Annotated in this window: 19 protein-coding genes; all 19 read left to right on the plus strand. The window is 69.8% G+C overall.

Annotated features, from left to right (window positions below):
- Positions 1-8: 8 nt before the first annotated feature.
- Positions 9-872, plus strand: a complete 864-nt coding sequence (gene dapA, locus AB8619_RS05760; protein WP_436795506.1) for a 4-hydroxy-tetrahydrodipicolinate synthase — start codon at positions 9-11, stop codon at positions 870-872.
- A gap of 74 nt (positions 873-946) precedes the next feature.
- Entirely contained in the window at positions 947-2,602 is a 1,656-nt protein-coding gene (locus AB8619_RS05765) for a ribonuclease J (protein WP_436795507.1), read from the plus strand.
- Between the two features lie 61 nt (positions 2,603-2,663).
- On the plus strand, positions 2,664-5,114 hold the full coding sequence (locus AB8619_RS05770; protein WP_436795508.1) for a DNA translocase FtsK 4TM domain-containing protein: 2,451 nt from the start codon (positions 2,664-2,666) through the stop codon (positions 5,112-5,114).
- A 12-nt stretch (positions 5,115-5,126) separates the two neighbouring features.
- Positions 5,127-5,513 carry a hypothetical protein gene (locus AB8619_RS05775; protein ID WP_436795509.1) on the plus strand — a complete coding sequence of 129 codons (387 nt, stop codon included), beginning with the start codon at positions 5,127-5,129 and terminating at the stop codon, positions 5,511-5,513.
- Positions 5,510-8,296, plus strand: coding sequence for a DEAD/DEAH box helicase family protein (locus tag AB8619_RS05780; RefSeq protein WP_436795510.1), 2,787 nt, complete (start codon positions 5,510-5,512; stop codon positions 8,294-8,296). The genes AB8619_RS05775 and AB8619_RS05780 overlap by 4 nt, the downstream gene beginning before the upstream one ends.
- A gap of 99 nt (positions 8,297-8,395) precedes the next feature.
- Positions 8,396-9,343, plus strand: a complete 948-nt coding sequence (locus tag AB8619_RS05785; RefSeq protein ID WP_436795511.1) for a calcium/sodium antiporter — start codon at positions 8,396-8,398, stop codon at positions 9,341-9,343.
- Between the two features lie 44 nt (positions 9,344-9,387).
- Positions 9,388-10,332, plus strand: coding sequence for an SMP-30/gluconolactonase/LRE family protein (locus tag AB8619_RS05790; protein ID WP_436795512.1), 945 nt, complete (start codon positions 9,388-9,390; stop codon positions 10,330-10,332).
- Between the two features lie 50 nt (positions 10,333-10,382).
- Complete coding sequence (gene rimO / locus AB8619_RS05795) at positions 10,383-11,702, plus strand: 30S ribosomal protein S12 methylthiotransferase RimO (protein ID WP_436795513.1); 1,320 nt, start codon at positions 10,383-10,385, stop codon at positions 11,700-11,702.
- Positions 11,699-12,292, plus strand: a complete 594-nt coding sequence (locus AB8619_RS05800; protein WP_436795514.1) for a CDP-alcohol phosphatidyltransferase family protein — start codon at positions 11,699-11,701, stop codon at positions 12,290-12,292. The genes rimO and AB8619_RS05800 overlap by 4 nt, the downstream gene beginning before the upstream one ends.
- Positions 12,293-12,303: 11 nt before the next feature.
- The gene (locus AB8619_RS05805; RefSeq protein ID WP_436795515.1) at positions 12,304-13,548 is read left to right on the plus strand and encodes a competence/damage-inducible protein A; all 1,245 of its coding nucleotides are present in this window, start codon (positions 12,304-12,306) and stop codon (positions 13,546-13,548) included.
- Positions 13,549-13,680: 132 nt separating this feature from the next.
- On the plus strand, positions 13,681-14,736 hold the full coding sequence (gene recA, locus AB8619_RS05810; RefSeq protein WP_436795516.1) for a recombinase RecA: 1,056 nt from the start codon (positions 13,681-13,683) through the stop codon (positions 14,734-14,736).
- A gap of 171 nt (positions 14,737-14,907) precedes the next feature.
- Positions 14,908-15,222 carry a stage V sporulation protein S gene (locus AB8619_RS05815; protein WP_436795517.1) on the plus strand — a complete coding sequence of 105 codons (315 nt, stop codon included), beginning with the start codon at positions 14,908-14,910 and terminating at the stop codon, positions 15,220-15,222.
- Positions 15,223-15,271: 49 nt separating this feature from the next.
- On the plus strand, positions 15,272-16,681 hold the full coding sequence (miaB, locus tag AB8619_RS05820) for a tRNA (N6-isopentenyl adenosine(37)-C2)-methylthiotransferase MiaB (RefSeq protein WP_436795518.1): 1,410 nt from the start codon (positions 15,272-15,274) through the stop codon (positions 16,679-16,681).
- 1 nt (position 16,682) lies between these two features.
- The gene (gene miaA, locus AB8619_RS05825) at positions 16,683-17,600 is read left to right on the plus strand and encodes a tRNA (adenosine(37)-N6)-dimethylallyltransferase MiaA (protein WP_436795519.1); all 918 of its coding nucleotides are present in this window, start codon (positions 16,683-16,685) and stop codon (positions 17,598-17,600) included.
- Positions 17,601-17,655: 55 nt separating this feature from the next.
- Positions 17,656-18,441: a diaminopimelate epimerase gene (dapF, locus tag AB8619_RS05830; RefSeq protein WP_436795520.1), complete on the plus strand. Its 786-nt coding sequence runs from the start codon at positions 17,656-17,658 to the stop codon at positions 18,439-18,441.
- A complete protein-coding gene (hflX, locus tag AB8619_RS05835; RefSeq protein WP_436795521.1) occupies positions 18,441-19,736 on the plus strand; it encodes a GTPase HflX in 1,296 nt (431 codons plus the stop codon). Before dapF ends, hflX begins: the two co-directional genes overlap by 1 nt.
- A 2-nt stretch (positions 19,737-19,738) precedes the next feature.
- Positions 19,739-20,848, plus strand: coding sequence for a pyridoxal phosphate-dependent aminotransferase (locus tag AB8619_RS05840; RefSeq protein WP_436795522.1), 1,110 nt, complete (start codon positions 19,739-19,741; stop codon positions 20,846-20,848).
- A gap of 42 nt (positions 20,849-20,890) precedes the next feature.
- Positions 20,891-21,712 (plus strand): 2,3,4,5-tetrahydropyridine-2,6-dicarboxylate N-succinyltransferase, encoded by an 822-nt coding sequence (locus AB8619_RS05845; RefSeq protein ID WP_436795523.1) that lies wholly within the window; start codon positions 20,891-20,893, stop codon positions 21,710-21,712.
- A gap of 10 nt (positions 21,713-21,722) precedes the next feature.
- Complete coding sequence (dapE, locus tag AB8619_RS05850) at positions 21,723-22,784, plus strand: succinyl-diaminopimelate desuccinylase (RefSeq protein ID WP_436795524.1); 1,062 nt, start codon at positions 21,723-21,725, stop codon at positions 22,782-22,784.

Raw genomic sequence — 22,784 nt, forward strand, 5'->3', positions numbered from 1 at the left:
TCGGCCGGGTGTTGACCGCGATGATCACGCCGTTCGACTCCGACGGCCGCATCGATCTCGACGGCGCACAACAACTCGCTCGTTGGCTGATCGACCACGGGAGCGACGGGTTGGTGGTCAACGGCACCACCGGCGAGTCGCCCACGCTGTCGTCGGCCGAGTCGATCGACCTGTTCCGCGCGGTGCGCCAGGCCGTCGATGCCCCGGTCATCGCCGGTACCGGCTCGAACGACACCGCCCATGCGATCCGCCAGTCCGAGGCGGCGGCCGGCATCGGCGTCGACGGGCTCCTCGTCGTCGCGCCGTACTACAACCGTCCCAGCCAGGCAGGCCTCGATCGCCACTTCCGGATGATCGCCGCCGCCACCGACCTGCCGATCGTGCTCTACGACATCCCGATCCGCACGGGCCGGAAAGTCGACACCGAGACCATCCTGGGCCTGGCACGCGACGTTCCGACGATCGTCGCGCTGAAGGACGCGGCCGGCGACATCGCCGAGACGGCCCGCCTGGTCGCCGATGCTCCGGACGACTTCGACGTCTACTCCGGCGACGACCCGCTCACCCTGCCGTTCCTGTCGGTCGGTGTCGGTGGCGTGATCAGCGTGGCGTCGCACTGGGCCGGCGAGCAGATCCGTGCGATGTTCGACGCCTTCGACGCCGGTGAGGCCGCCGAGGCCTGCCGGATCAACCAGCGTCTCCTGTCGTCGTACGCGTTCCAGTCGACGCCCGAGGCCCCCAACCCGGTGCCCACCAAGGCGATGCTGCGGAGCCTCGGGCTCCCCGCCGGCGAGTGCCGTCCCCCGATGGGTCCGACCCCCGACGGGCTCGAGGTCGCGGCCAAGGAACTGTGGGACTCCCTCCAAGACTGAAAATCCCGTCGCTCGCTCACACCTGCCGTGAGGCGGGGACGAGATTTTGGGGGTGGGGGTCGTAGGGTTGCCGCATGGCCAAACCCGTGAAGATCACGTTCCTCGGCGGTCTCGGGGAGATCGGCCGCAACTGTGCGTGTGTCGAGGTCGACGACCGCATCATGCTCATCGACTGCGGCTTGATGTTCCCGGACCTCGACATGCTCGGTGTCGACCTGGTCCTGCCGGACTTCAGCTACCTGTACGAGAACGCCGACCGGATCGAGGGTGCGATCCTCACCCACGGTCACGAAGACCACACTGGGGGCCTCGCCTTCCTCCTGCGCGACGTCAGCTTCCCGCTCTACGGCTCGGCGCTGACCCTCGGGTTGGCGCGGAACCGCATCGAGGAAGCCGGACTGCTCGACCGGACCGAGTTCATCCCGGTCACCGACGGTGAACGCCGCCAGATCGGCCCCTTCGACTGCGAGTTCATCCCCGTCACCCACTCGGTGCCGCACGGCTTCGCCACGGCGTTCCACACGCCGCAGGGCGTGATCCTGCACTCGGGCGACTTCAAGATCGACCTCACCCCCGTCGACGGCCGGCTCACCGACCTGTCCCGCATGGGCTCACTCGGCCACGACCCCGGCGTCCGCCTCCTCCTCGCCGACTCGACCAACGCCGAAGAGCACGGTCACTCGGCCAGCGAGACCAGCGTCGGCCAGGTCCTCTACGACCTGTTCCACGCCCACGAAGGCCGCCGTATCATCACCGCCTGCTTCGCGAGCCACGTGCACCGCGTCCAGCAGATCGCCGACGCGGCGATCGCGTTCGACCGCAAGATCGCCACGCTCGGCATGTCGATGAAGAAGAACGTGAAGCTGGCCCGCGACATGGGTCTGCTGAACATCCCCGAGCGGAACCTCATCGACATCGAGAAGATCGACGACTACCCGCCCGAGAAGATCTGCATCATCTCGACGGGGAGCCAGGGCGAGCCCATGTCGGCCCTCGCGCTGATGGCCGCGACCGAGAGCCGCTGGCTGACGCTGACGCCCGACGACACCGTGATCTTGAGCTCGCACCCGATCCCCGGCAACGAGATGAACGTCTCGAAGGTGATCGACGGACTGGTCCGCCAGGGCGTCGAGGTCGTGTACTCCGGCATCGCCGACGTGCACGCCACCGGTCACGCAAAGGCCGAAGAGCTCAAGACGTACCACTCGATCGTCAAGCCCGAGTGGTTCATCCCCGTCCACGGCGAGTACCGCCACCTGGTGGCCCACGCCAAGCTCGCCCGCAAGATGGGCATCGCCCCGGACCACGTCTGGGTCTGCGAGGACGGTCACCAACTCGAACTGACCGACGACGGGCTCAAGGCCGTCGGCAAGGTCCCGGCCGGGTACCTCTACGTGGACGGCACGATCGGCGATGTGGGACACGGTGTCCTGCGCGACCGGCGGGTCCTCGCCGAAGAGGGCGTCGTCGTCGTGATCGTGACCGTCGACGTCGAGTCGGGAGCGCTCATCACCTCGCCCGAGATCGTGACCCGAGGCTGGGTCTACGAGAAGGAAGCCGAAGGCCTGCTCGCCGACTGCGCGAACGTGGTCGAGAAGGCGATCGGCGAGGTGAAGGACCCGACCGACATCGAGGCGGTCCAGCGTGCGGCCCGGAAGGCCGCCGGACGCTTCGTCAACAAGGAGACCAAGCGTCGCCCGATGATCGTCCCGGTGGTCATCGAGGCGTAGACGCCCCTGCCACACAGCCTCCCACGAGGCTGGTGTGGCTGGTGTTAGCGTTGTTGGCACTGTGGCTGCCACGCGCTCAACGCCCAAATCGACGTCCAAGACGACGAAATCGACCAAGAAGAAGCCGGCACGCGCCAGCGCGTCCCGCAAGCCGCCCGCCAAGGGCACGCGCAGTCGCAAGAAGGCGCCACCGCCCACCGCGACCCAGCGGATGACGGCGACGGTCGGGACCGCGCTCGACGGCCGCTACGCCGACGTCGCCGGACTGGCGCTCATCGGCGCCGCCATCGTGGCCGGCGCCGGCCTCTACGCCGACGTCGCCGGCCCCATCGGCCGTCTCTTCGCCGACGCTGCCAGCGGCCTCGCCGGCCTCGCCGGGGTGTTCGTCCCCCCGGTCCTGGTGCTCATCGGCATCGCGCTCGTCCGTGACAACGACCCGGAGACCGGCGAGGGCCTCTTCGGTCGCGCTCACCTCGCGGTCGGCGGCACGCTCCTCGGCCTCGCCGTCGCCGGCATGCTCCACGTCACCCGCGGTGCGCCGACGTACGCCGACGGCCTCGACGAGTGGGGGAGTGCCGGTGGACTGATCGGCATGGCCGTCGGGGCGCCGTTGATCAAGATCGCCGCCGAACCCGGAGCGGTCGTCCTGCTCGCCACGGTGATGCTCATCGCCTTCTTCGTGATCACCCGGATCCCGGTGCGCGTTGCCGCAGAGGGTGCCGTCTCGACCGTCCGGCCCCTGAACGAGGCCGTGAAGCGTGCCTTCGGGTCGCTCTTCCACCTGGGCGACGAAGCGGAGGTCGACGACGAGATCATCGACGTGACCATCGGCGGCGAGACCCAGCTCTACGACGGCGGTGACGACCTCGACGAGCCCCTCCCGCCGGAGCCTCCGGTCGAGGACGCCGGACCACCCGAGTTCCTCCTGCCGCCGCCGGAGAACCAGATCGACCCCGAACAACTCGACATGAAGCTCGCCCCCGCGGCGGGCGACTGGACGCTCCCGCCGTCGAAGCTGCTCGTCCGCTCGGGCACCCAGGAGGTCGATCGCAAGGCGGTCGAGGAGGACGGACGTCGCCTCGAGGCGTCGCTCTCACAGCACGGCGTCGAGACCCGCCTCGTCGGCATGGTCGTGGGTCCCACGGTGACCCGCTACGAGCTCGAACTCGGTCCGGGCGTGAAGGTCAACAAGGTCACGAGCCTCGCGAAGGACATCGCCTACTCGATGGCCACCCCCGACGTCCGCATCCTGGCGCCGATCCCCGGCAAGCAGGCCATCGGCATCGAGGTCCCCAACGCCCGTCGCCAGCTCGTCGCCGTCGGCGACATCCTGGCGAGCCAGGAAGCTGCCGACGCCGACCATCCCCTCGAGGTGGCCGTCGGCCGCGACATCGCCGGCAAGTCCAACCTGATGAACCTCGCTGCCATGCCGCACATCCTCATCGCCGGCGCGACCGGTGCCGGCAAGTCGAGTTGCCTCAACTCGATCCTGACCTCGATCCTCATGCGCTCCACCCCCGACCAGGTGCGCATGATCCTCATCGACCCCAAGCGGGTCGAGATGGGCCAGTACGACGGGCTCCCGCACCTGCTCACGCAGGTCGTGACCAACCCCAAGAAGGCCGCCAACGCACTGTCGTGGGCGGTGAAGGAGATGGAGCGTCGCTACGACCTGCTCTCCGAGGTCGGGGTGCGCGACATCACCGGCTACAACGAGGCCTACGACCGCGGCGACCTGAACGACGTCGAGGACGCCTACCAGGAGTCGCTCGTCACCTCGTCGAGTGCGCCTGAGCACGGCGCTCCCGAGCGCTACTCGCGTCTTCCCTTCGTCATCGTCGTGGTCGACGAGCTCGCCGACCTCATGATGGTCGCGGCCCGCGACGTCGAGGAGTCGATCTGCCGCATCGCCCAGATGGCGCGTGCCGTCGGCATCCACCTCATCATCGCCACGCAGCGCCCGTCGGTGAACGTCATCACCGGCGTCATCAAGGCCAACGTCCCCGCACGCCTCGCCTTCGCCGTGTCGAGTGCCACTGACTCGCGGGTCATCCTCGACCAGACCGGTGCCGAGCGGCTGGTGGGCAAGGGCGACATGTTGTTCCTCGGCCCGACCAGCTCGAGCCCGTCTCGCATCCAGGGTTCCTGGGTCACCGAGGACGAGGTCCGTGCGGTCGTGGCGCACTGGAAGCGCCAGTCGCCCGAGACCTCCTACGTGGAAGAGGTCCAGGGTGGCGCCGAGGGCGCGAGCGCTGCAGCGGTCCTTCCCGGTGGCGGCACCGGCGACGAGGACGACGACGACCTCGCCCTCCAGGCGATGGAGCTGATCGTGCGGTCGCAGCTCGGCTCGACGTCGATGCTCCAGCGCAAGCTCAAGGTCGGCTTCGCCCGAGCCGGCCGGCTCATGGACATCCTCGAACAGCGAGGCGTGGTCGGTCCCTCGATCGGCTCGAAGGCACGCGACGTGCTCATGACCGAAGAGGAACTCGACGACCTGTTGTCGAGGACCTGAGGCCCGTCGGCGGTGGGGTTCCTCGATCGGCTGTTGCGTTCCGGCGCCGCCGATGACGACGTCGTGGTCCGTCACGACGCTGGCATGGAGTTCCGCGCCGGCATCCTGCGCGAGGCCCGCGATCGTGAGGAACGCCGCAAGGCGACCGAGCTCCCGCGCCGGGTGAACTCGACGTGGATGTGGACCGGCGACCGCTGGCAGAAGTGGTCGACCGTCTGGAAGACCTACGACGAGATCGACCAGACCGACGTGCCCACCCCCTTGCTCGACCTGCTGGGCGAGCACGGCATCACCCCGACCGCAGGTGACCGCTTCCGCTGGATCGACGACGAGTGGAAGGCGCTCGATCCCGGCGAGTCCGACCAACTCCCGACGGACGACGACCCCGACGAGGCATGACCACGGGCCTCTGGCGATCGCTGGAGCCGACGTTCGACTGGCGACCATCGCAGCGGCACCTGCTCGACCTCGCCACGCGCGTGGCCGACGAGCGATGGCATCTCTGCGCTCCGCCCGGCGCCGGCAAGACGTTGATCGGTCTGGAGCTGGCCCGTCGGCTGGACCGTCCCACGTTGGTGCTCTCGCCGACGTCGGCGATCCGGGAGCAGTGGCGTGAGTCCATCCGGCTCTTCGGCGGCGACCCGGAGACCTTCACCACCGACGATCCCGATGTCGACGCGCCGTTGCTGTCGATCACCTACCAGCTGATCGGGAACCCGGGTCAGGCGACCGCCGAACTGCATGACGCTGCCCGTCGACTGTGGTGCAGCGAACTCGAAGCCGACTTCGGGGTCGACGGCGCCGAAGCACGGGTGGCCGCGGTCGAGGCGGCCGACCCGAGACGCGCGGCCAAGGATCTCCGACGCCACGTGCGGGTGCTCCGCCGAGCGCTGGCCACCGGAGACGATCTCGGCATCCCGGTGGAACAGCTCCTGGGCCCGGCAGCCCACGACGTGGTCGACCGGCTGGCGGTACGGGGCATCGGGTGTGTCGTGCTCGACGAGTGCCACCACCTCCTCGACTGGTGGGCGCTCGTCGTCGCAGCGCTCGTCGAGCGGATCGATCCTGCGGTCGTCGGCCTCACCGCCACGTTGCCGGAACCCGACGGAGCACGCGAGGCCGAGAACTACACCCGGGTGCTGGGCCCGGTCGACGCCGAGCTCCATCTCGCGGCTCTGGTGGCCGAGGGGTCGGTGGCGCCATGGCGCGACGCCGTCCGCCTGACGCCGGTGACACCCGGCGAACAGCAGTTCCTGGACGGATGGGTGGGAGCGTTCACCGATGCGCTCGACGCGATCACCGCGCGGGAGACCTTCGTGACCTGGGCGGTCGAGTCGCTCGGATCGGCCGCGCTGGACCACCGAGCGGAGCTGGTGAACCGCGGCCCGGTGGACGATGGCGATGAGGGAGCGGCGCGGTGGGACGAGTTCTGGGACCGGGATCCGATCGTGGCCGTCGCGATGGCGCGATGGTGGCGAGGCCGGGGGCTCTCGCTGCCGGCCGACTTCTCGCCGCCCGACGGTGCGGACGTGACGGCGGAGCTCCGGCTCGACGACCGGCTTGCCCTGCTCGATGCCTGGATCCACGACGAGACGTCGACCGCGAGCACCGACGATCGGGAGGCCGTCGCGTCGGTCACGCGTCGCCACGGAGTGTCGATCACGACTGCGGGCGTGCGTTGGGGGAGGTCGGTGGCCGACGTCGTGTGCGCCCGGTCCGCTGCCAAGGCCGATGCCGCAGCATCGGTCGTCGCGCTCGAACTCGAATCGCGCGGCGCCCCGGCCAGGGCGCTCGTGGTCGTGGAGCGGGATCGCGCCGGTACGCCGCCGGCGGAGGCACGTGAGGTGCTCGGCGACGACGCGGGGACGGCGGCGACGATGCTCGGACGGCTCTGCGGCGAAGCGACGGTGGTCCATGCCGGGGTGATGGCCGTGACCGGGAGCGGGGCATGGTGTGACGCGGTCCATGCCGCCGAGGTGGCGGTCGTCGCGTCCGGAGACGGCGCCAGCGTGTCGATCGACGGCTGCGACACGCCAGGCGCGGTCGCCCTCACCGTCGATGGCGCGTCATGGAGCCCCGCCGACTGGTTGGATGCCGCGGAGCGGGCGCTCGACGCAGGCATCATCCAGGTGCTCGTCGCGACGCGAGGCCTCGTCGGTGAGGGATGGGATCACCCCGCGCTCGACGTCCTCGTCGACTGTTCCGAGGTGGCCAGCCGGACGGCGGCGACCCAGCTTCGGGGGCGGGCACTGCGGATCGACCCCGCGAAACCCGACAAGGTGGCGTCGCTCTGGGACGTCGCGGTCGCGCATCCCACATCGCACGGTGACTGGCGACGCGTCCGCCGTCGGCACGAGCACTGGTGGGGGCCGGACGCCGACGGGGTCCTCCGCACGGGGCCGGAGAAGCTGCACCCGGTGATGGGTTCGAGCCAACCGCCCGACCTCGATTCCATCGCCGCGATCAACGCGGTCAATCGCTCGAGCGCTCTCGATCGCGACGCCACGAGGGACGCGTGGGGATCGATCGACGCCGGCGGTGTCGCGACCGCCGCCGTGGCCGTCCGTCGGCGGCGTGCCCCGCGTCGGGTGCGCACCCGGACGCGCCGGTGGCGACACTGGATCGCCGGCGCATCCTCGGGCGCTGGACTCTCTGCTGCGTCGGCCGTCGCGTCCGTGGCCGTGACCCCGTTCCTGTGGCCGCTGGCCCTGGGCGCCGCGGCAGCGTCCGGTGCCATGGCCATGCGTGCGCGCGGCGGCATGCGAGCCGACCAGGAGACGTTGGTCGCGCTCGGCGAAGCCGTCGCGGCCGGCTTGCGGGAGGTGGGAGTCCCGGGCCTCGACGGCGCGGTCGTGGACGCCGAGGGATCCGACGAGGGCGTGACGGTCGTCGTGAACGAGGTGGACGACGACGCCGCCGCCGCTTGGAGCGCGGCCATGACCGAGGTCCTGGGGCCGCTCGGCACGCCGCGCTGGTTGGTGGCGGCCGGCGATGAGGCGTGGCGCGTACCTGGGGTCGTCGGTGCAACTCGCGTCGCTGCCGAGGCATTCGCCTCAGCCCTCGCCGAGCGCGTCCCGGACGCAGTGCTGTGTCGGGCTGGCGATCCGGAGGCCACGGTCCACGTCCTGCGTGCGGCATCTCGACGCCCCGACGAGGTGGTTCCCTCGTTGCGCTGGCGCTGATCGTCACCAGGGCTCACGCACCTCTCCACCAGGGCGGTTCCCGATGGGTCGGGGTCGGTGGTTCGTCGCCGACGAGTCGGATGCGACAATCTCTCCACCGTGCCCCTCGCCCTCTTGGCCGTCGTCGTCGGTCTCGTCCTCCTCACGAAGGCGGCGGACCTCTTCGTCGCCGGCGCTGCCCGGCTGTCGTCGGCCCTGAACGTCCCCCCGGTCATCATCGGGGCCGTCGTCGTGGGGTTCGGGACGAGTGCGCCCGAGATGGTGGTCTCGGGCATCGCCTCGACCCAGGGCAAGCTCGACATCGCCGCCGGGAACATCATCGGCTCGAACGTGGCGAACCTGACGTTGGTGCTCGGCGTCTCGGCCCTGTTGTGCACGATGACGGTCACATCGTCGGTGCTGCGGAAGGAGGCGCCGCTCTCGGTCGCCTCGGTGCTGCTCTTCGCGTTCTTCATCCAGGACGGCCTCGAGCGGTGGGAGGGCGTGGTCCTGTTGCTCGCCCTGGTCGCGGCCCTGGCTTTCCTCTTCCTGGGGTCCCGAGACGGCAGCGACGAGCTGGTCAGCGAGGTCGACGAGTACCTCGAGGACGAGGAGTCGATCTCGACCGCTCGCGAGGCCCTCCGCACGCTCGTCGGGCTCGTCGGTGTGATCGGTGGGGCGCAGCTCGCAGTGTGGGGAGCCTCCGACATCGCCGCTCGCCTCGACCTGGCCGAAGGCTTCGTCGGACTCACGCTGATCGCGCTGGGAACGTCGCTCCCCGAGTTGGTCACGGCCGTCGCGGCCGCGCGGAAGAACGAGCACGACCTCATCGTGGGCAACCTGCTCGGGTCGAACATGTTCAACAGCCTCGCCGTCGGCGCCACCGCCGGACTGTTGGGTCCGGGGCAACTCGACAGCGATGTCCTGGCCGGCTCCGGCACCGTGATCATGATCGGGGTGGCCCTCGCGGCCTGGGTGTTCATGTTCACCGGCAAGCGCATCAACCGCAACGAGGCGATCACCCTGCTCGCCGCGTATGCGGTGACCGTGCCGCTGCTCGCCGGCTGACGTCCGCCGACCACGGACACCCGCCCTCTGGCAGGATGCGCGGCATGGCTGACGTGACCGAGATCGCATCCGACCTGCAGTTCCCCGAGGGGCCCATCGCGATGGACGACGGTTCCATCCTGTTGGTGGAGATCAAGCGAGGAACGCTCACGTGGTTGGAAGCCGACGGCGCGGTGCGACAGCGGTTCGACCTCGGCGGAGGCCCCAACGGCGCCGCCGTCGGACCCGACGGGATGGTCTACGTCTGCAACAACGGCGGCTGCTTCGACTGGCAGGAGGTCATGGGGTTCACGTTCCCCGGGCCGGTGCCGAGCACGTGGACCGGCGGATCGATCCAACGCGTCGACCTCGACAGCGGTGCGGTCGAGACCATCTACACGACATCGACCACGCCGGACGGCGAGACGATCCCGCTCCGGGCGCCGAACGACATCGTCTTCGACACCGACGGCGGCTTCTGGTTCACCGATCACGGCGTTCGTCACGACCGCTCGTCCGACATCACCGGACTCCACTACGCGTCGGTCGACGGCTCGTCGTGCGTCGAGAAGATCCATCCCGTCGACGCGCCGAACGGGGTGGGTCTGTCGCCCGACGGATCGACGCTCTACGCCGCCGAGACCCACACCGGTCGCGTCTGGCAGTGGCCGCTCTCGGGTCCCGGCGAGATCGACGCCACCCAGGCGAACCCGCTCGGCCCCGGCGGCGGACACCTGCTGGCCGGGCTCGAGGGGTACCAGCTGTTCGACTCCCTGGGTGTCGACGGCGACGGGTGGGTCTGCGTCGCCACGTTGGCGAACGGCGGCATCACGTCGGTCTCGCCCGACGGCGCCACCGTCGAGCACTTGGCCTTCGACGATCCGCTCGTCACGAACATCTGTTTCGGCGGGGACGACGGCAGCACGGCATACGTGACGCTCTCCGGAACGGGCCGTCTGGTGCGTCTCCCGTGGCCGCGTCCCGGGCTGCAACTGGCGTTCCATCGGTAGTCCGGCGCCGATAGGGGTCGTGCGAGGGTGCCATCGGTACCCTCGCAGTCGTGGCAGAACGTCGATTCTGGGTGGAGACGCTCGGATGCCCCAAGAACGCGGTCGACTCCGACAAGGTGACGGGGTCGCTGCTCGCCGATGGCTACGTGCCGGCGGCGAGTGCTGACGCGGCCGACCTGGTCGTCGTCAACACCTGCGCGTTCGTCGAGGAGGCGCGGCAGGAGTCGATCGACACGATCCTCACCCTGAGCGACGCCCGGAAGGCCGACGCCGAGTTGGTGGTCACCGGCTGCATGGCCGAGCGCTATGGCGCCGAGTTGGCGGCCGAGCTGCCCGAGGTCGATCGCGTGGTCGGCTTCGGCGGGCCCGTGGTGTCGGACCAGACCGGCTGGGTCCCTGTGACGATCGGCGGTCCGCGCGGGTCAGAACCCGCAGTGCCCGAACTCGATCTCCTCAACATGCCGCGACCGCCGGCCACGGCGCCCTGGGCCTACATCAAGGTGGCCGAGGGTTGCGACCGCAAGTGCGGGTTCTGCGCGATCCCGTCGTTCCGCGGCCCGCAGCGATCTCGCGACGCCCTCGACATCGTCGCCGAGGCCGCCACCCTGGCCGACGGCGGCGTCCGCGAGATCGTCCTCGTGGCCCAGGACCTGGCCAGCTACGGCCGTGATCAGGGCGTGGGGGAGCGCGGCCTGGTGCCGTTGATCGACGAGATCGCGTCCATCGTCGACCGTGTCCGGCTGCTGTACCTCTACCCGTCGGAGTTGAATGACGCGCTCATCGACGCCATCTGTCGGACCGGCGTGCCCTACTTCGACCTCTCGCTCCAGCACGTCTCCCGTCCGCTCGTCCGCCGGATGCGCCGATGGGGCGACGGTGACAAGTACCTCGAGCGGATCCACGCCATCCGCCGCAGGGAGCCCGACGCAGCGTTCCGTTCCAACTTCATCGTCGGCTATCCCGGCGAGACCGAGGCCGACCACGACTCGCTCCTCGCGTTCGTCGAGGAGGCGCAACTCGACTGGTGTGGCTTCTTCTCGTACTCGCAGGAGGAGGGCACCTACTCGGCCGACCTCGACGGCGCCGTGCCCGCGGCGTTGATGCGGGACCGCTTGGCCGAACTGCGCGGGATGCAGGACGACATCACGGCGACGCGCCGCGACGCACTGGTCGGTTCGACCGTCTCGGTGTTGGTCGACGAGCCGGGTGTCGGCCGCTCACATCGCGAGGCCCCGGAGATCGACGGCATCATCACTGTGCCCGCCTCGCTCGAAATGGGTACGTTCCACGACGTGGTCGTGACCAGCGCCGAGGGACCCGAAGTCCATGCCGTCCTGCCCGCAGACGCGCCCCAGGAGCCGGTCCGGTGAGCACGGTGCCGGAACGAACGGTCCGTGCGAGCCGCTACGGCGCCTCTGCCCTGGCGACCCCGGCCAACGCGATCACGATCACGCGGATGATCCTCGCCCTCCCGTTGCTGGCGTTCGTCGCCGTCGACGGCGCCTCCTACTGGGCGCTGGCCGCCTGGATCGTCCTCGCCGGCAGCGACGGACTCGACGGTCACCTGGCCCGGAAGCACGGCACCACCCGTTCGGGTGCCTTCCTCGATCCGCTGGCCGACAAGGTCCTGGTGCTCGGCGCCGCGTGGGCCCTGGTCGCCCACGGCACGTTCTGGTGGCTCCCCGTCGTGATCATCACGGCCCGCGAGCTCGGCATCTCGGTGCTGCGGTCGTTCTACGGCCGCCAGGGCATCGCCATCCCGGCCCGGTACGCCGCCAAGGTCAAGACCGTGGTGCAGGAGGTCGCGATCGGCTTCGCGCTGTTGCCGATCACGGCGGACAACGCCTCGTGGGTCGCCACCGCCGTGTTGTGGATCGCGGTCGCGCTCACCGTCTGGACCGGTGTCTCCTACATCACCGACGGGCGCAAGGCCCTCAGCCGCACGGGAGACCGCCGGTAGCCTCAACGCCCATGCGCTGTGAGGTCGTCGCCATCGGAACCGAGTTGCTGCTGGGAACAGTGGTCGACTCGAACTCGGCCTGGATCGGCGGGCAACTCGCCCTGAGCGGCGTCGACTGTCTGCGGTCGGTGCGGGTCGGTGACAACCACGACCGCATGGTCGCCTGCATCCGCGAGTCGCTCGACCGGGCCGACGCCGTCATCTGCTGCGGTGGGCTCGGTCCCACCCAGGACGACGTGACCCGGGAAGCGATCGCCGAGATCATGGGAGTCGACCTCGTACGCGACGACGTCGTCGCCGATGCGATCCGGAAGATGTTCTCGTCGCGTGGACGCCGCATGCCCGACAACAACCTGCGCCAGGCCGACGTTCCGGCCGGCGCGACGGTCATCCACCAGACGCGGGGGACGGCGCCGGGGCTGATCTGTCCCATCGGCGACAAGGTGATCTACGCCGTGCCCGGGGTCCCACACGAGATGAAGGACATGGTCGAGCGGGCGGTCCTGCCCGACCTCCGTACTCGTGCCGGCGAGCCGGCGACCATCGTGTCGCGCACCCTGCGTACGTGGGGTGAGTCCGAGTCGGGCCTGGCCGAACGCCTCGACGACCACCTGCGCGACCTCGACGATCGGGGCGACGTGACCCTCGCGTTCAACGCCTCGGGCATCGAAGGGCTGCGGCTGCGGATCACCGCCAAGGGGAGTGATGCCCGCTCGGTCGACGTGGTGATCGCCGCCGAGGAGGCCGAACTCCGCGCGCTGCTCGGCGACCTCGTGTTCGGGGTCGACGACGAGACGATGGAGCACAGTGTCGGCGCCATGATCCATCGACGGGGACTCACGCTCGGTCTGGCCGAGTCGGTGACCGGTGGTCTGATCGCGTCGCGGATCGTGTCGGTGCCCGGGGCGAGTGCCTGGTTCCGCGGCTCGGTCGTGTCGTATGCGTCGGAGGTGAAGTTCGACGTGCTCGACGTGACCGAGGGTCCTGTCGTCGCCGCGTCGGCGGCCTCGGAGATGGCGACGGGTGCTCGGCGGGTCCTCGGCGCCGACATCGGCCTGGCGGTCACGGGCGTCGCCGGTCCCGACGAACAGGACGGCCAACCCGTGGGCACGGTCTTCTTCGCCACCGACATCGAGGGCGACGTCGAGGTCCGCGAGGTCCGACTCCCGGGCGACCGCGAGCGCGTCCGTCAGTTCGCCTGCATCTCGGCCCTCGACAGCCTCCGGCACCGCCTCCTCGAACGCGAGGGTGCTTGATCGAACGGTTGTTCGGAGTTACGCTGCTGTCATTCGCCACCGGGGTTCTTGTCAGACCCCCTCCGTAAGTTCGACACACGTACTCGCTGCACCCCGCAGCCGAAGACCGAGACGTTCGAAAGGACCACCGAAATGGCCGCAATGGATCGTGAGAAGGCGCTGGACATGGCGCTCGGCAACATCGAGAAGCAGTTCGGCAAGGGCGCCGTCATGAAGATGGGCGACAAGACGTCGATGAACATCGACTCCATCTCCACCGGAGCCCTCGCCCTCGACCTCGCCCTCGGCATCGGGGGCCTCCCTCGAGGTCGTGTCACCGAGATCTACGGGCCCGAGTCCTCGGGCAAGTCGACCCTCGCCATGCACGTCGTGGCCGAGGCCCAGCGCAACGGCGGCATCTGCGCCTACGTCGACGCCGAGCACGCCATGGATCCGGTCTACGCCCGCAACATCGGCGTCGACGTCGACGAGCTGCTCATCTCGCAGCCCGACACCGGCGAACAGGCGCTCGAGATCGTCGACATGTTGGTGCGTTCCGCCGCCATCGACGTGATCGTGGTCGACTCGGTCGCCGCGCTGACGCCCCGTGCCGAGATCGAGGGCGACATGGGCGACACCCACGTCGGCCTCCAGGCCCGACTCATGAGCCAGGCCCTGCGCAAGCTCACCGGCAACCTGTCCAAGTCGCAGACCATCTGCATCTTCATCAACCAGCTGCGCGAGAAGATCGGCGTGATGTTCGGTTCGCCCGAGACCACGCCCGGCGGGCGCGCGCTGAAGTTCTACAGCTCGGTCCGACTCGACATCCGTCGCATCGAAGCGCTGAAGGACGGGGTCGAGGTCGTCGGCAACCGGACCCGGGTGAAGGTCGTCAAGAACAAGGTGGCCCCGCCGTTCAAGCAGGCCGAGTTCGACATCATGTACGGCAAGGGCATCTCCCGTGAGGGCTCGCTGATCGACATCGGTGTCGACCTGGCGCTCGTGAAGAAATCGGGTGCCTGGTACACCTACGACGGCGAGCAACTCGGCCAGGGCCGGGAGAACGCCAAGACGTTCCTCACCGAGAACCCCGAGATCATGGTCGAGCTGTCGGATCGGATCCGCACACAGATGGGGATCGGCGACGACGTCCCCGAGGAAGCGGACGAGGAGATCGATCTCGACGCACCCATCAGCCTCGACGACTAACTCGATCGAGGAGCTCCTGTAGGGGAGCGAACGCGACCCGCCCCGGCTGTCTCCACCACGGAGCCCGGGGCGGCGACGCGCCCGGGGGAGGAGTCGACGACGGGGGTGTCGAAGACAACCGACACCACGCCGCACTCTGCGTCACGACTGCCTGCCTCCCGGAGGCGACCCATGGAACAGCTCAAGGTCTCGACCCGGTCGAACCCGAACTCCGTCGCTGGAGCCATGGCCGGCGTGGTCCGCACCCACGGTGCGGTCGAGGTCCAGGTGGTGGGCGCCGGCGCGCTCAACCAAGCGATCAAGGCCGTGGCCATCGCCCGGGGCTACGTCGCCGCGTCGGGCGTCGACCTGGTGTGCGTCCCGCACTTCGCCGACATCGTCATCGACGGTGAGCGGCGCACGGCGATCCGACTGACGATCGAGGACCGTGCCGCCGTGCCGGCGACGGAGCCGGCGGCCATCGGCCCGGATCCGTCGATCGTCTGAGGAGCCTGCACTGCTCCAGCGGGCGGATGGCCGCGTAGCCTGGGGCGCCGTGGCCCGCACCTACCGAGTCAGCACCTACGGGTGCCAGATGAACGAGCACGACAGCGAGCGCATCGCGGGTCTGCTCGAGGCCGATGGTCTCGAGGCCGCGTCCGACGATGCCGTGCCCGACGTGATGGTGCTCAACACCTGCTGCATCCGGGAGAACGCCGACAACCGTCTCTACGGCAACCTCGGGCACCTGAAGTCGGTCAAGGAAGCCAACCCCGGCATGGAGATCGTCGTGGCTGGCTGCCTGGCCCAGAAGGACCGTGACGACATCCAGGCCCGGGCACCGCACGTCGACGTCGTGGTCGGTACCCACAACGTCGGCCGGACCGTCGACCTGTTGCACCGGTCGCGGACCGAAGGTCCGATCACCGAGATCCTCGACGCCATGTCGGACGACCACGCCTCGTTCCCGAGCGCGCTCCCGACTCGTCGAGAACTCCCGTACGCCGCATGGCTCACGATCCAGGTGGGCTGCGACAACTCGTGTGCCTTCTGCATCGTCCCGTCGGTCCGGGGCGAGGAGATCAGTCGCTCGGTCGACGACATCGTCGACGAGACCCGCCGACTGGCCGCCGACGGCGTCACCGAGGTCACCCTTCTCGGCCAGAACGTCAACTCCTACGGGCGCGACCTCACGCTCGCCGCCCGCCAGGCCGGAGACGACGTGCGTGTCCGCCCGCTCTTCGCCGACCTGTTGCGATCGGTCGCCGCCGTCGAGGGCATCCGGCGGGTGCGGTACACGAGCCCGCACCCCAAGGACCTGCGGACCGAGACGATCGCGGCCATGGCCGAGACCCCCGAGGTGTGCGACCACCTCCATCTCCCACTCCAGTCGGGGTCCGACCGTGTGCTGGCCGCCATGCATCGCGGCTACACCGCCGAGCGATACCTCGAGCGCCTGGCCCGAGCTCGGGCCGAGATGCCCGACCTGGCAGTGACGACCGACATCATCGTCGGCTTCCCCGGCGAGACCGACGAGGACTTCGCCGCGACCCTCGCTGTCGCGGCCGAGGCGGAGTACGACTCGGCCTACACGTTCATCTTCTCGCCCCGTGCCGGCACCGAAGCCGCAGAGATGGTCGACGAGTTCGTCGCCCCCGAGGTCGTCGCCGAGCGCTTCGAACGCCTGCGACAGGTGGTCGAACGCAGCGCCCTCCGACGCCACGAAGCCCGGATCGGGAAGGTCGAGGAGGTTCTGGTCGAGGGGCCGAGCCGCAAGGACCCGAACGTGTTGACCGGGCGCACCGGCCAGAACAAGCTGATCCACTTCGCCTCCGACCCGATCCGAGTCGGCTCGTACGCCACCGTCGAGGTCACCGAGGCGGCGCCACACCACCTCCGGGGCGAACTGCGCGACGTGATCCATGTCGCAGCGCACCGGACGCGGATCCCCGTCGCCGCCGGCTGAGGTGGACCCCGGACGACACGTCGCCCTCGTCGGGTCGACCGCGAGCGGGAAGTCGTCCGTGGCCCTGGCCATCGCCGAGTCGGACGAGTCGTGGGAGATCGTCGTCGTCGACTCCATGCAGGTGTACCGCGGCATGGACCTGGGTACGGCGAAGCCGACGGTGGAGGAACAGGCACGTGTGCCGCACCATGCGCTCGACCTCGCCGACCCGTGGGACGACTTCGACGTCGCCAGCTTCCAGCAGGTCGCGAAGGCGGCGATCGTCGACATCGAGACGCGAGGCAAGCGAGCGCTCCTCGTGGGCGGCACCGCGCTCTACCTGCGGGCGATCGTCGACGACCTGACGTTGCCGGGCCAGTTCCCCGACGTGCGGGCCGAGCTCGAGGCGGAAGTCGACACCGAGGCACTTCACGGTCGGCTGGTCGTCCTCGACCCCGTGGCCGCGGGGCGGATGGAGCCGAGCAACCGCCGCCGGGTCGTCCGCGCGCTCGAGGTCACCATCGGGTCCGGCTCGCCGTTCTCGTCGTTCGGACCGGGTCTGGGGGAACATCCGCCGACGCCGTTCGGCCTCGTCGCCCTCCGGCGCGACCGGGCGGCGCTCGATGCCCGCATCGACGCACGGCTGACGTCGCAGATGGAGGAAGGGTTCCTCGACGAGGTCCGTCGGCTCCTGGACGAACCCCGGGGCCTGTCCCGGTCCGCCGGTCAGGCCTTGGGCTACAAGGAGCTCGCCATGCACGTGGTCGACGGCATGGCCCTGGACGAGGCGGTCGAGTTGGCGGCGCTGCGCACCCGCCGTTTCTCGCGGCGCCAGGAGAAGTGGTTCCGACGCGATCCCCGGATCGTCTGGGTCGATGCCGACGCCGAGTCGACCCCGCAGATCGCGCACGCCGTGGTCGCCGCCGTCACGCCGGGCTGAGCGGGAGGGAACCGGTGCCGGAAGCGGCGGGAGATCCGGGCACAATGGAGGGCACATGCGCGTGACCAAGCACCACGGACTGGGCAACGACTTCCTCGTCCTCCTCGACAGGAATGCCGACACCCCCATCGACGAGGACATCGCGATCGCCATCTGCGATCGTCATCGCGGCGTCGGAGCCGACGGCCTGATCCGGGTGACCAAGCCCGCCGGCCGACCGTTCCGGATGGAGCTGCGCAACGAGGACGGCAGCCGCGCCGAGATGAGCGGCAACGGCATCTCGTGCATGGCGCAGGCGATCGCCATGGCGGGATACGCGCCCGACGGGGTCGTGCCGATCGACACCGATGCCGGCGAGCGGCTGGTGACGGTGGTCGAGGAGACCGCATCACATCAGCATCGGATGCGGGTCGCCATGGGGACGCCGAAGATCGTCGGACGCCTGGCCGAGTGGGAGGGCGACCGGATCCTCCGAGCGGTGCAGGTCGACGTCGGCAACCCCCACGTGGTGTGCCATGTCGCCGATCCCGACGACGCCCCCGACCTGGTGGCCTTCGGCGAGCGGGTCAACGCGTCGACTCCGGGCGGCACCAACGTCGAGTTGGTGACGACGGGCGAGACCGGTGGGATCGTGATGTCGGTGTACGAGCGTGGCGTGGGGCCGACCTTCGCCTGCGGCACCGGAGCCGTCGCCGCCGCCGCTGCCGCCAACGACTGGGGCCTGGCCCCGAGGCACGTCCGGGTGACGCAACCCGGTGGCGATGCCGAGGTCGAGTTGGGCGAGCCGGCCCACCTCACCGTTCCGGTCGTGGCCATCGCCGAGATCGAGTGGCCGCTCTGATGGCGCTGATCGAACGGGCGATCCGGGAGAAGATCGTCCTGGTGGGCGTGACGCTCCCGCCCGACGACCAGGAGGAGACCGAGCGGGGTCTCGACGAGTTGAGCGCGTTGATCGACACCGCCGGTGCCGAGGAGGTCGCCCGATTGACCCAGCGTCGGCAGGCTCCCGATCCGCCCACGTATGTCGGCAAGGGCAAGGCGGAGGAGCTCAAGGAGATCGCGCTCGCGACCGACTGCGACACCGTGGTCTTCGACAACGAGCTCACCCCGGCACAGCAGTTCAACCTCGAGAAGATGCTCGGCCGAACCGCGATCGACCGCACCGCCGTGATCCTCGACATCTTCGCCCAGAACGCGTCGAGCATCGAGGGCAAGACCCAGGTCGAGCTCGCGCAGCTCCGCTACCGACTCCCGCGTCTGCGAAAGCGCAGCGGTTCGTTCTCCCAGCAGGGCGGTGCGATGTCGGCGGGCGGAGGCGCCCGGATCGGCACGCGCGGACCGGGCGAGACCCAGCTCGAGACCGATCGTCGCCGTCTCGTGCGACGGATCCACAAGCTCGAGGCCGATCTCAAGGAGATCGCCAACCACCGCGACACCCAGCGCAAGCAGCGGCACGGGAGTCGGACGCAGCGGGTGGCGATCGTCGGCTACACCAACGCCGGGAAGTCGACCCTGCTCAACCGGCTCACCGACGCGGGTGTCCTGGTCGAGGACCGGCTCTTCGCCACGCTCGACGCGACCACCCGCCGTCTGGACCTCCCCGGCGGCGAGAAGGTGTTGTGCACCGACACCGTGGGATTCGTGCGGAAGTTGCCTCACCAACTGGTGGAGGCGTTCAAGTCGACGATGCAGGTCGCTGCCGACGCGCATCTCCTCGTCCACGTCGTCGACGTCACGGCCCCGGACGTGGCCGGCAACATCGAGGCCGTCCACACCGTCCTGCGAGAGATCGACGCCGGGCAGGTGCCCCAGATCCTCGCGTTCAACAAGATGGACCTCGACCCCGAATCGGCGGCGACGCTCGTGCGCCGACACCCGGGTGCGGTCCCGTTCTCGGCCGCCACCGGCGAGGGCGTCGACGACCTGCTCACCGCGATCGGCACGCAACTCCGCGCGATGCAGCCGGTGATCGAGTTGTTGGTTCCCTACGACCGTGGCGACGCGCTGGCTGCGGTGCACCGCGAGGGTGAGGTCCTCGTCGAGACCCACGGCGAGCACGGCACGACCGTCCACGCTCGGCTCGACGATGCGGCCAGGGCGACCTTCAGCGAGTTCGAGACCGGTGAGGTGGCATAGGCGTGTCCGGCTTCCGACCGCCCCCGTACCCCTACGACCGCCTCGACCCGCTTCGTGAGCGTGCCGACGAGCACCCCGGTGGTGTCGTCGACCTGTCGATCGGGACACCGTTCGATCCGGCACCGGAGATCGCCGTCGACGCCATGGCGTCGGCCGACCCGCGGGGGTACCCGGCGTCGATCGGGACGCCGGCGTTCCGCACCGCCGTGTGCGAGTGGAGCGCTCGGTACCTCGGTGTGGAGCTGACCGGCGACGACGTCGCGGCGACCATCGGCAGCAAGGAGTTCGTCGCTGGCGTCCCGCAGTGGCTCCGTCTGCGCACCCCCGACCGCGACACGGTGCTGTATCCCGCGATCAGCTACCCCAGCTACGAGATGGGCGCCACGCTCGCCGGGTGCCGACCGGTGCCGGTACCGGTCCGGGACGACTGGACGATCGACCTCGACGCCATCGAGCCCGCCGACGCCGAGCGTGCGTTGTGCCTGTGGGTGAACTCGCCGGGCAATCCGGCCGGCGGTCTCGACGACCTCGGAGCAGCGGCGGCCTGGGGTCGTTCGCACGGCGTCCCGGTCCTGTCGGACGAGTGCTACGTCGCATTCACCTGGGACGGCCCGCCGCGTTCGATCCTCCAGCACGGGACCGACGGCGTCATCGCCGTCCACTCGCTGTCGAAGCGGTCCAATCTCGCTGGTGGCCGCGTCGGTTTCTACGCCGGTGACCGTGAGCTGGTCGGCTATCTGCGCGAGGTCCGCAAGCACGCAGGGTTCATGGTGCCGTCGCCGATCCAGGCCGCGGCGGTCGCGGCCCTCGGCGACGAAGCACACGTCGACGTCCAGCGCGAGCGGTACCGCTCGCGCCTCGAGGCACTGCGCCAGGCATTCGCCGACGCACTCGACATCGACGTCGCGATGCCGGGTGGGGCCTTCTACCTCTGGGTTCCGGCGCCCGACGGCGATGCCTGGGCGCTGGCCGAGGACCTCGCGGTCCGCGGGGGAGCGATCGTCGCGCCGGGTGAGTTCTACGGCGAGGCCGGCCGCCACCACGTGCGTGTCGCGGCAGTGCAGCCCGACGAGCGGATCGACCTCGTGGTGGCGCGACTCCGGGCGAGTTGAGGCCTGCGGGGACGCACGGAGCCCCGGGCTAGATTCGCCGTCATGTCGACGCTGCCAGAGACCATCACCGCCCTGTGGGCCCGCCGTGACGAACTCACGCCGGCCGACACCGATGCGATGGCATCGGTGAGCGAGGCGATCGACCTGCTCGACAGCGGCGAGGCCCGCGTGGCCGAGGTCGGCCCCGACGGCGTGACCGTCAACGAGTGGCTGAAGCACGCGATCCTGCTCCTGTTCCGCCTGTCGGCGATGGAGACCGTCGAGCTCGGTCCCTTCGAGTACGCCGACAAGATCCCGCTCAAGTCCGACTTCCAGGCGGCCGGCGTGCGCGTCGTGCCCGGCGCCTCGGCCCGCTGGGGGAGCCACCTCGCCCCGGGCGTCGTGATGATGCCCTCGTACGTGAACATCGGTGCGTACGTCGGCGAGAACACCATGGTCGACACGTGGGCGACGGTCGGATCGTGCGCCCAGATCGGCAAGAACGTGCACCTCTCCGGTGGCGTCGGCATCGGTGGCGTCCTCGAACCGGCCAACGCCGTTCCCGTGGTGATCGGTGACGAATGCATGATCGGAAGTCGTTGCATCGTCGCCGAGGGCGCGCAGGTGGGCGAGGGCACGGTCCTCGGTGCCGGCAGCATCCTCACCGCGTCGATCCCGGTCATCGACGCCGAGACCGGCGACGAGATCAGCCGAGGCTCGGTCCCGGCATGGAGCGTTGCGGTCTCCGCGACACGGCCACGGTCGTTCGCCGGCGGCGAGTTCGGCCTGCCGTGCGTGCTCGTGGTCAAGCGCCTCGAGCCCGGCGAACGTCACGACAAGTCGAAGCTCAACTCGATCCTGCGTGACAACGGCGCCACCGTCTGACGGCCCGGACATGCGCGACGTCGACCTGCTCGCGCTCACGGCAGCGCTCGTCGACATCGCGTCGCCGAGCCTCGACGAGACAGTGTTCGCCGACCACGTCGAACGACGACTCCGGGCCGTCCCCTGGTTGACGGTGGAGCGCGTCGGCGACAACGTCGTGGCCCGCACGGAACTGGGTCGAGACCAGCGGCTCCTCCTCGTCGGCCACCTCGACACGGTGCCGGCCAACGGCAACGAGGTGGCACGGATCGAGGGCGACACCCTCTGGGGTCTGGGCTCCGCCGACATGAAGAGCGGTCTGGCGGTCTTCCTCGAACTGGCCGAGTCGGTCGACGCTCCTGCGGTCGACGTCACCTATGTCTTCTATGCGGCAGAGGAGATCGCAGCCGAACACTCGGGTCTCCTCGAGTTGTACCGCGAACGTCCCGGCCTGCTCGAGGGCGACGCTGCGATCCTCGGCGAGCCGACCGACGGTTGGCTCGAGGCCGGCTGTCAGGGCACCGTCCGCGTGGTGCTCACCTTCCGCGGGGCTCGTGCCCACACGGCGCGGCCGTGGATGGGGCGCAACGCCATCCATCGTCTGGGTGCAGCGATCGCCCGGATCGACGGTTTCGAGGCCCGTTCCCCGGTCATCGACGGCTGCGAGTACCGCGAGGCGATGCAGGCGGTGTTCGTCGACGGTGGGGTCGCAGGCAACGTGGTCCCCGACGAGGCGTCGTTGACGGTGAACCTCCGCGTGGCTCCCGACCGGACGGTCGACGAGGCGCTCGAGGGCCTGCGTGACGTGCTCGGCGACACGCTCGAGACCGACGACCGGTTCGTGGTGGTCGACAGCGCCTCGCCCGCCCCACCGTCGCTCACGCACCCGCTCTTCGCCCGGCTCATCGCCGACGGTGCCCCGGTCCGGGCCAAGCTCGGCTGGACCGACGTGGCTCGCTTCGCCGAACACGACATGCCGGCGGTCAACTTCGGTCCCGGAGACGCGACCGTGGCCCACACGGCCGACGAACACGTCCATCGGGAATCGATCGGGCGCGTGTACGACGCCCTCCTGGCGCTGCTGACCGCCTGA

The sequence above is a fragment of the Actinospongiicola halichondriae genome, assembly GCF_049103745.1.
Classification (GTDB): domain Bacteria; phylum Actinomycetota; class Acidimicrobiia; order Acidimicrobiales; family Salinilacustritrichaceae; genus Salinilacustrithrix; species Salinilacustrithrix halichondriae.

Bases quoted from the DNA above. Each gene is read 5' to 3' on its own strand.
- AB8619_RS05765 (WP_436795507.1), top strand. From the start codon at position 947: ATGGCCAAACCCGTGAAGATCACGTTCCTCGGCGGTCTCGGGGAGATC.
- AB8619_RS05780 (WP_436795510.1), top strand. From the start codon at position 5,510: ATGACCACGGGCCTCTGGCGATCGCTGGAGCCGACGTTCGACTGGCGA.
- AB8619_RS05790 (WP_436795512.1), top strand. From the start codon at position 9,388: ATGGCTGACGTGACCGAGATCGCATCCGACCTGCAGTTCCCCGAGGGG.
- AB8619_RS05805 (WP_436795515.1), top strand. From the start codon at position 12,304: ATGCGCTGTGAGGTCGTCGCCATCGGAACCGAGTTGCTGCTGGGAACA.
- recA (WP_436795516.1), top strand. From the start codon at position 13,681: ATGGCCGCAATGGATCGTGAGAAGGCGCTGGACATGGCGCTCGGCAAC.
- AB8619_RS05815 (WP_436795517.1), top strand. From the start codon at position 14,908: ATGGAACAGCTCAAGGTCTCGACCCGGTCGAACCCGAACTCCGTCGCT.
- dapF (WP_436795520.1), top strand. From the start codon at position 17,656: ATGCGCGTGACCAAGCACCACGGACTGGGCAACGACTTCCTCGTCCTC.
- hflX (WP_436795521.1), top strand. From the start codon at position 18,441: ATGGCGCTGATCGAACGGGCGATCCGGGAGAAGATCGTCCTGGTGGGC.
- AB8619_RS05845 (WP_436795523.1), top strand. From the start codon at position 20,891: ATGTCGACGCTGCCAGAGACCATCACCGCCCTGTGGGCCCGCCGTGAC.
- dapE (WP_436795524.1), top strand. From the start codon at position 21,723: ATGCGCGACGTCGACCTGCTCGCGCTCACGGCAGCGCTCGTCGACATC.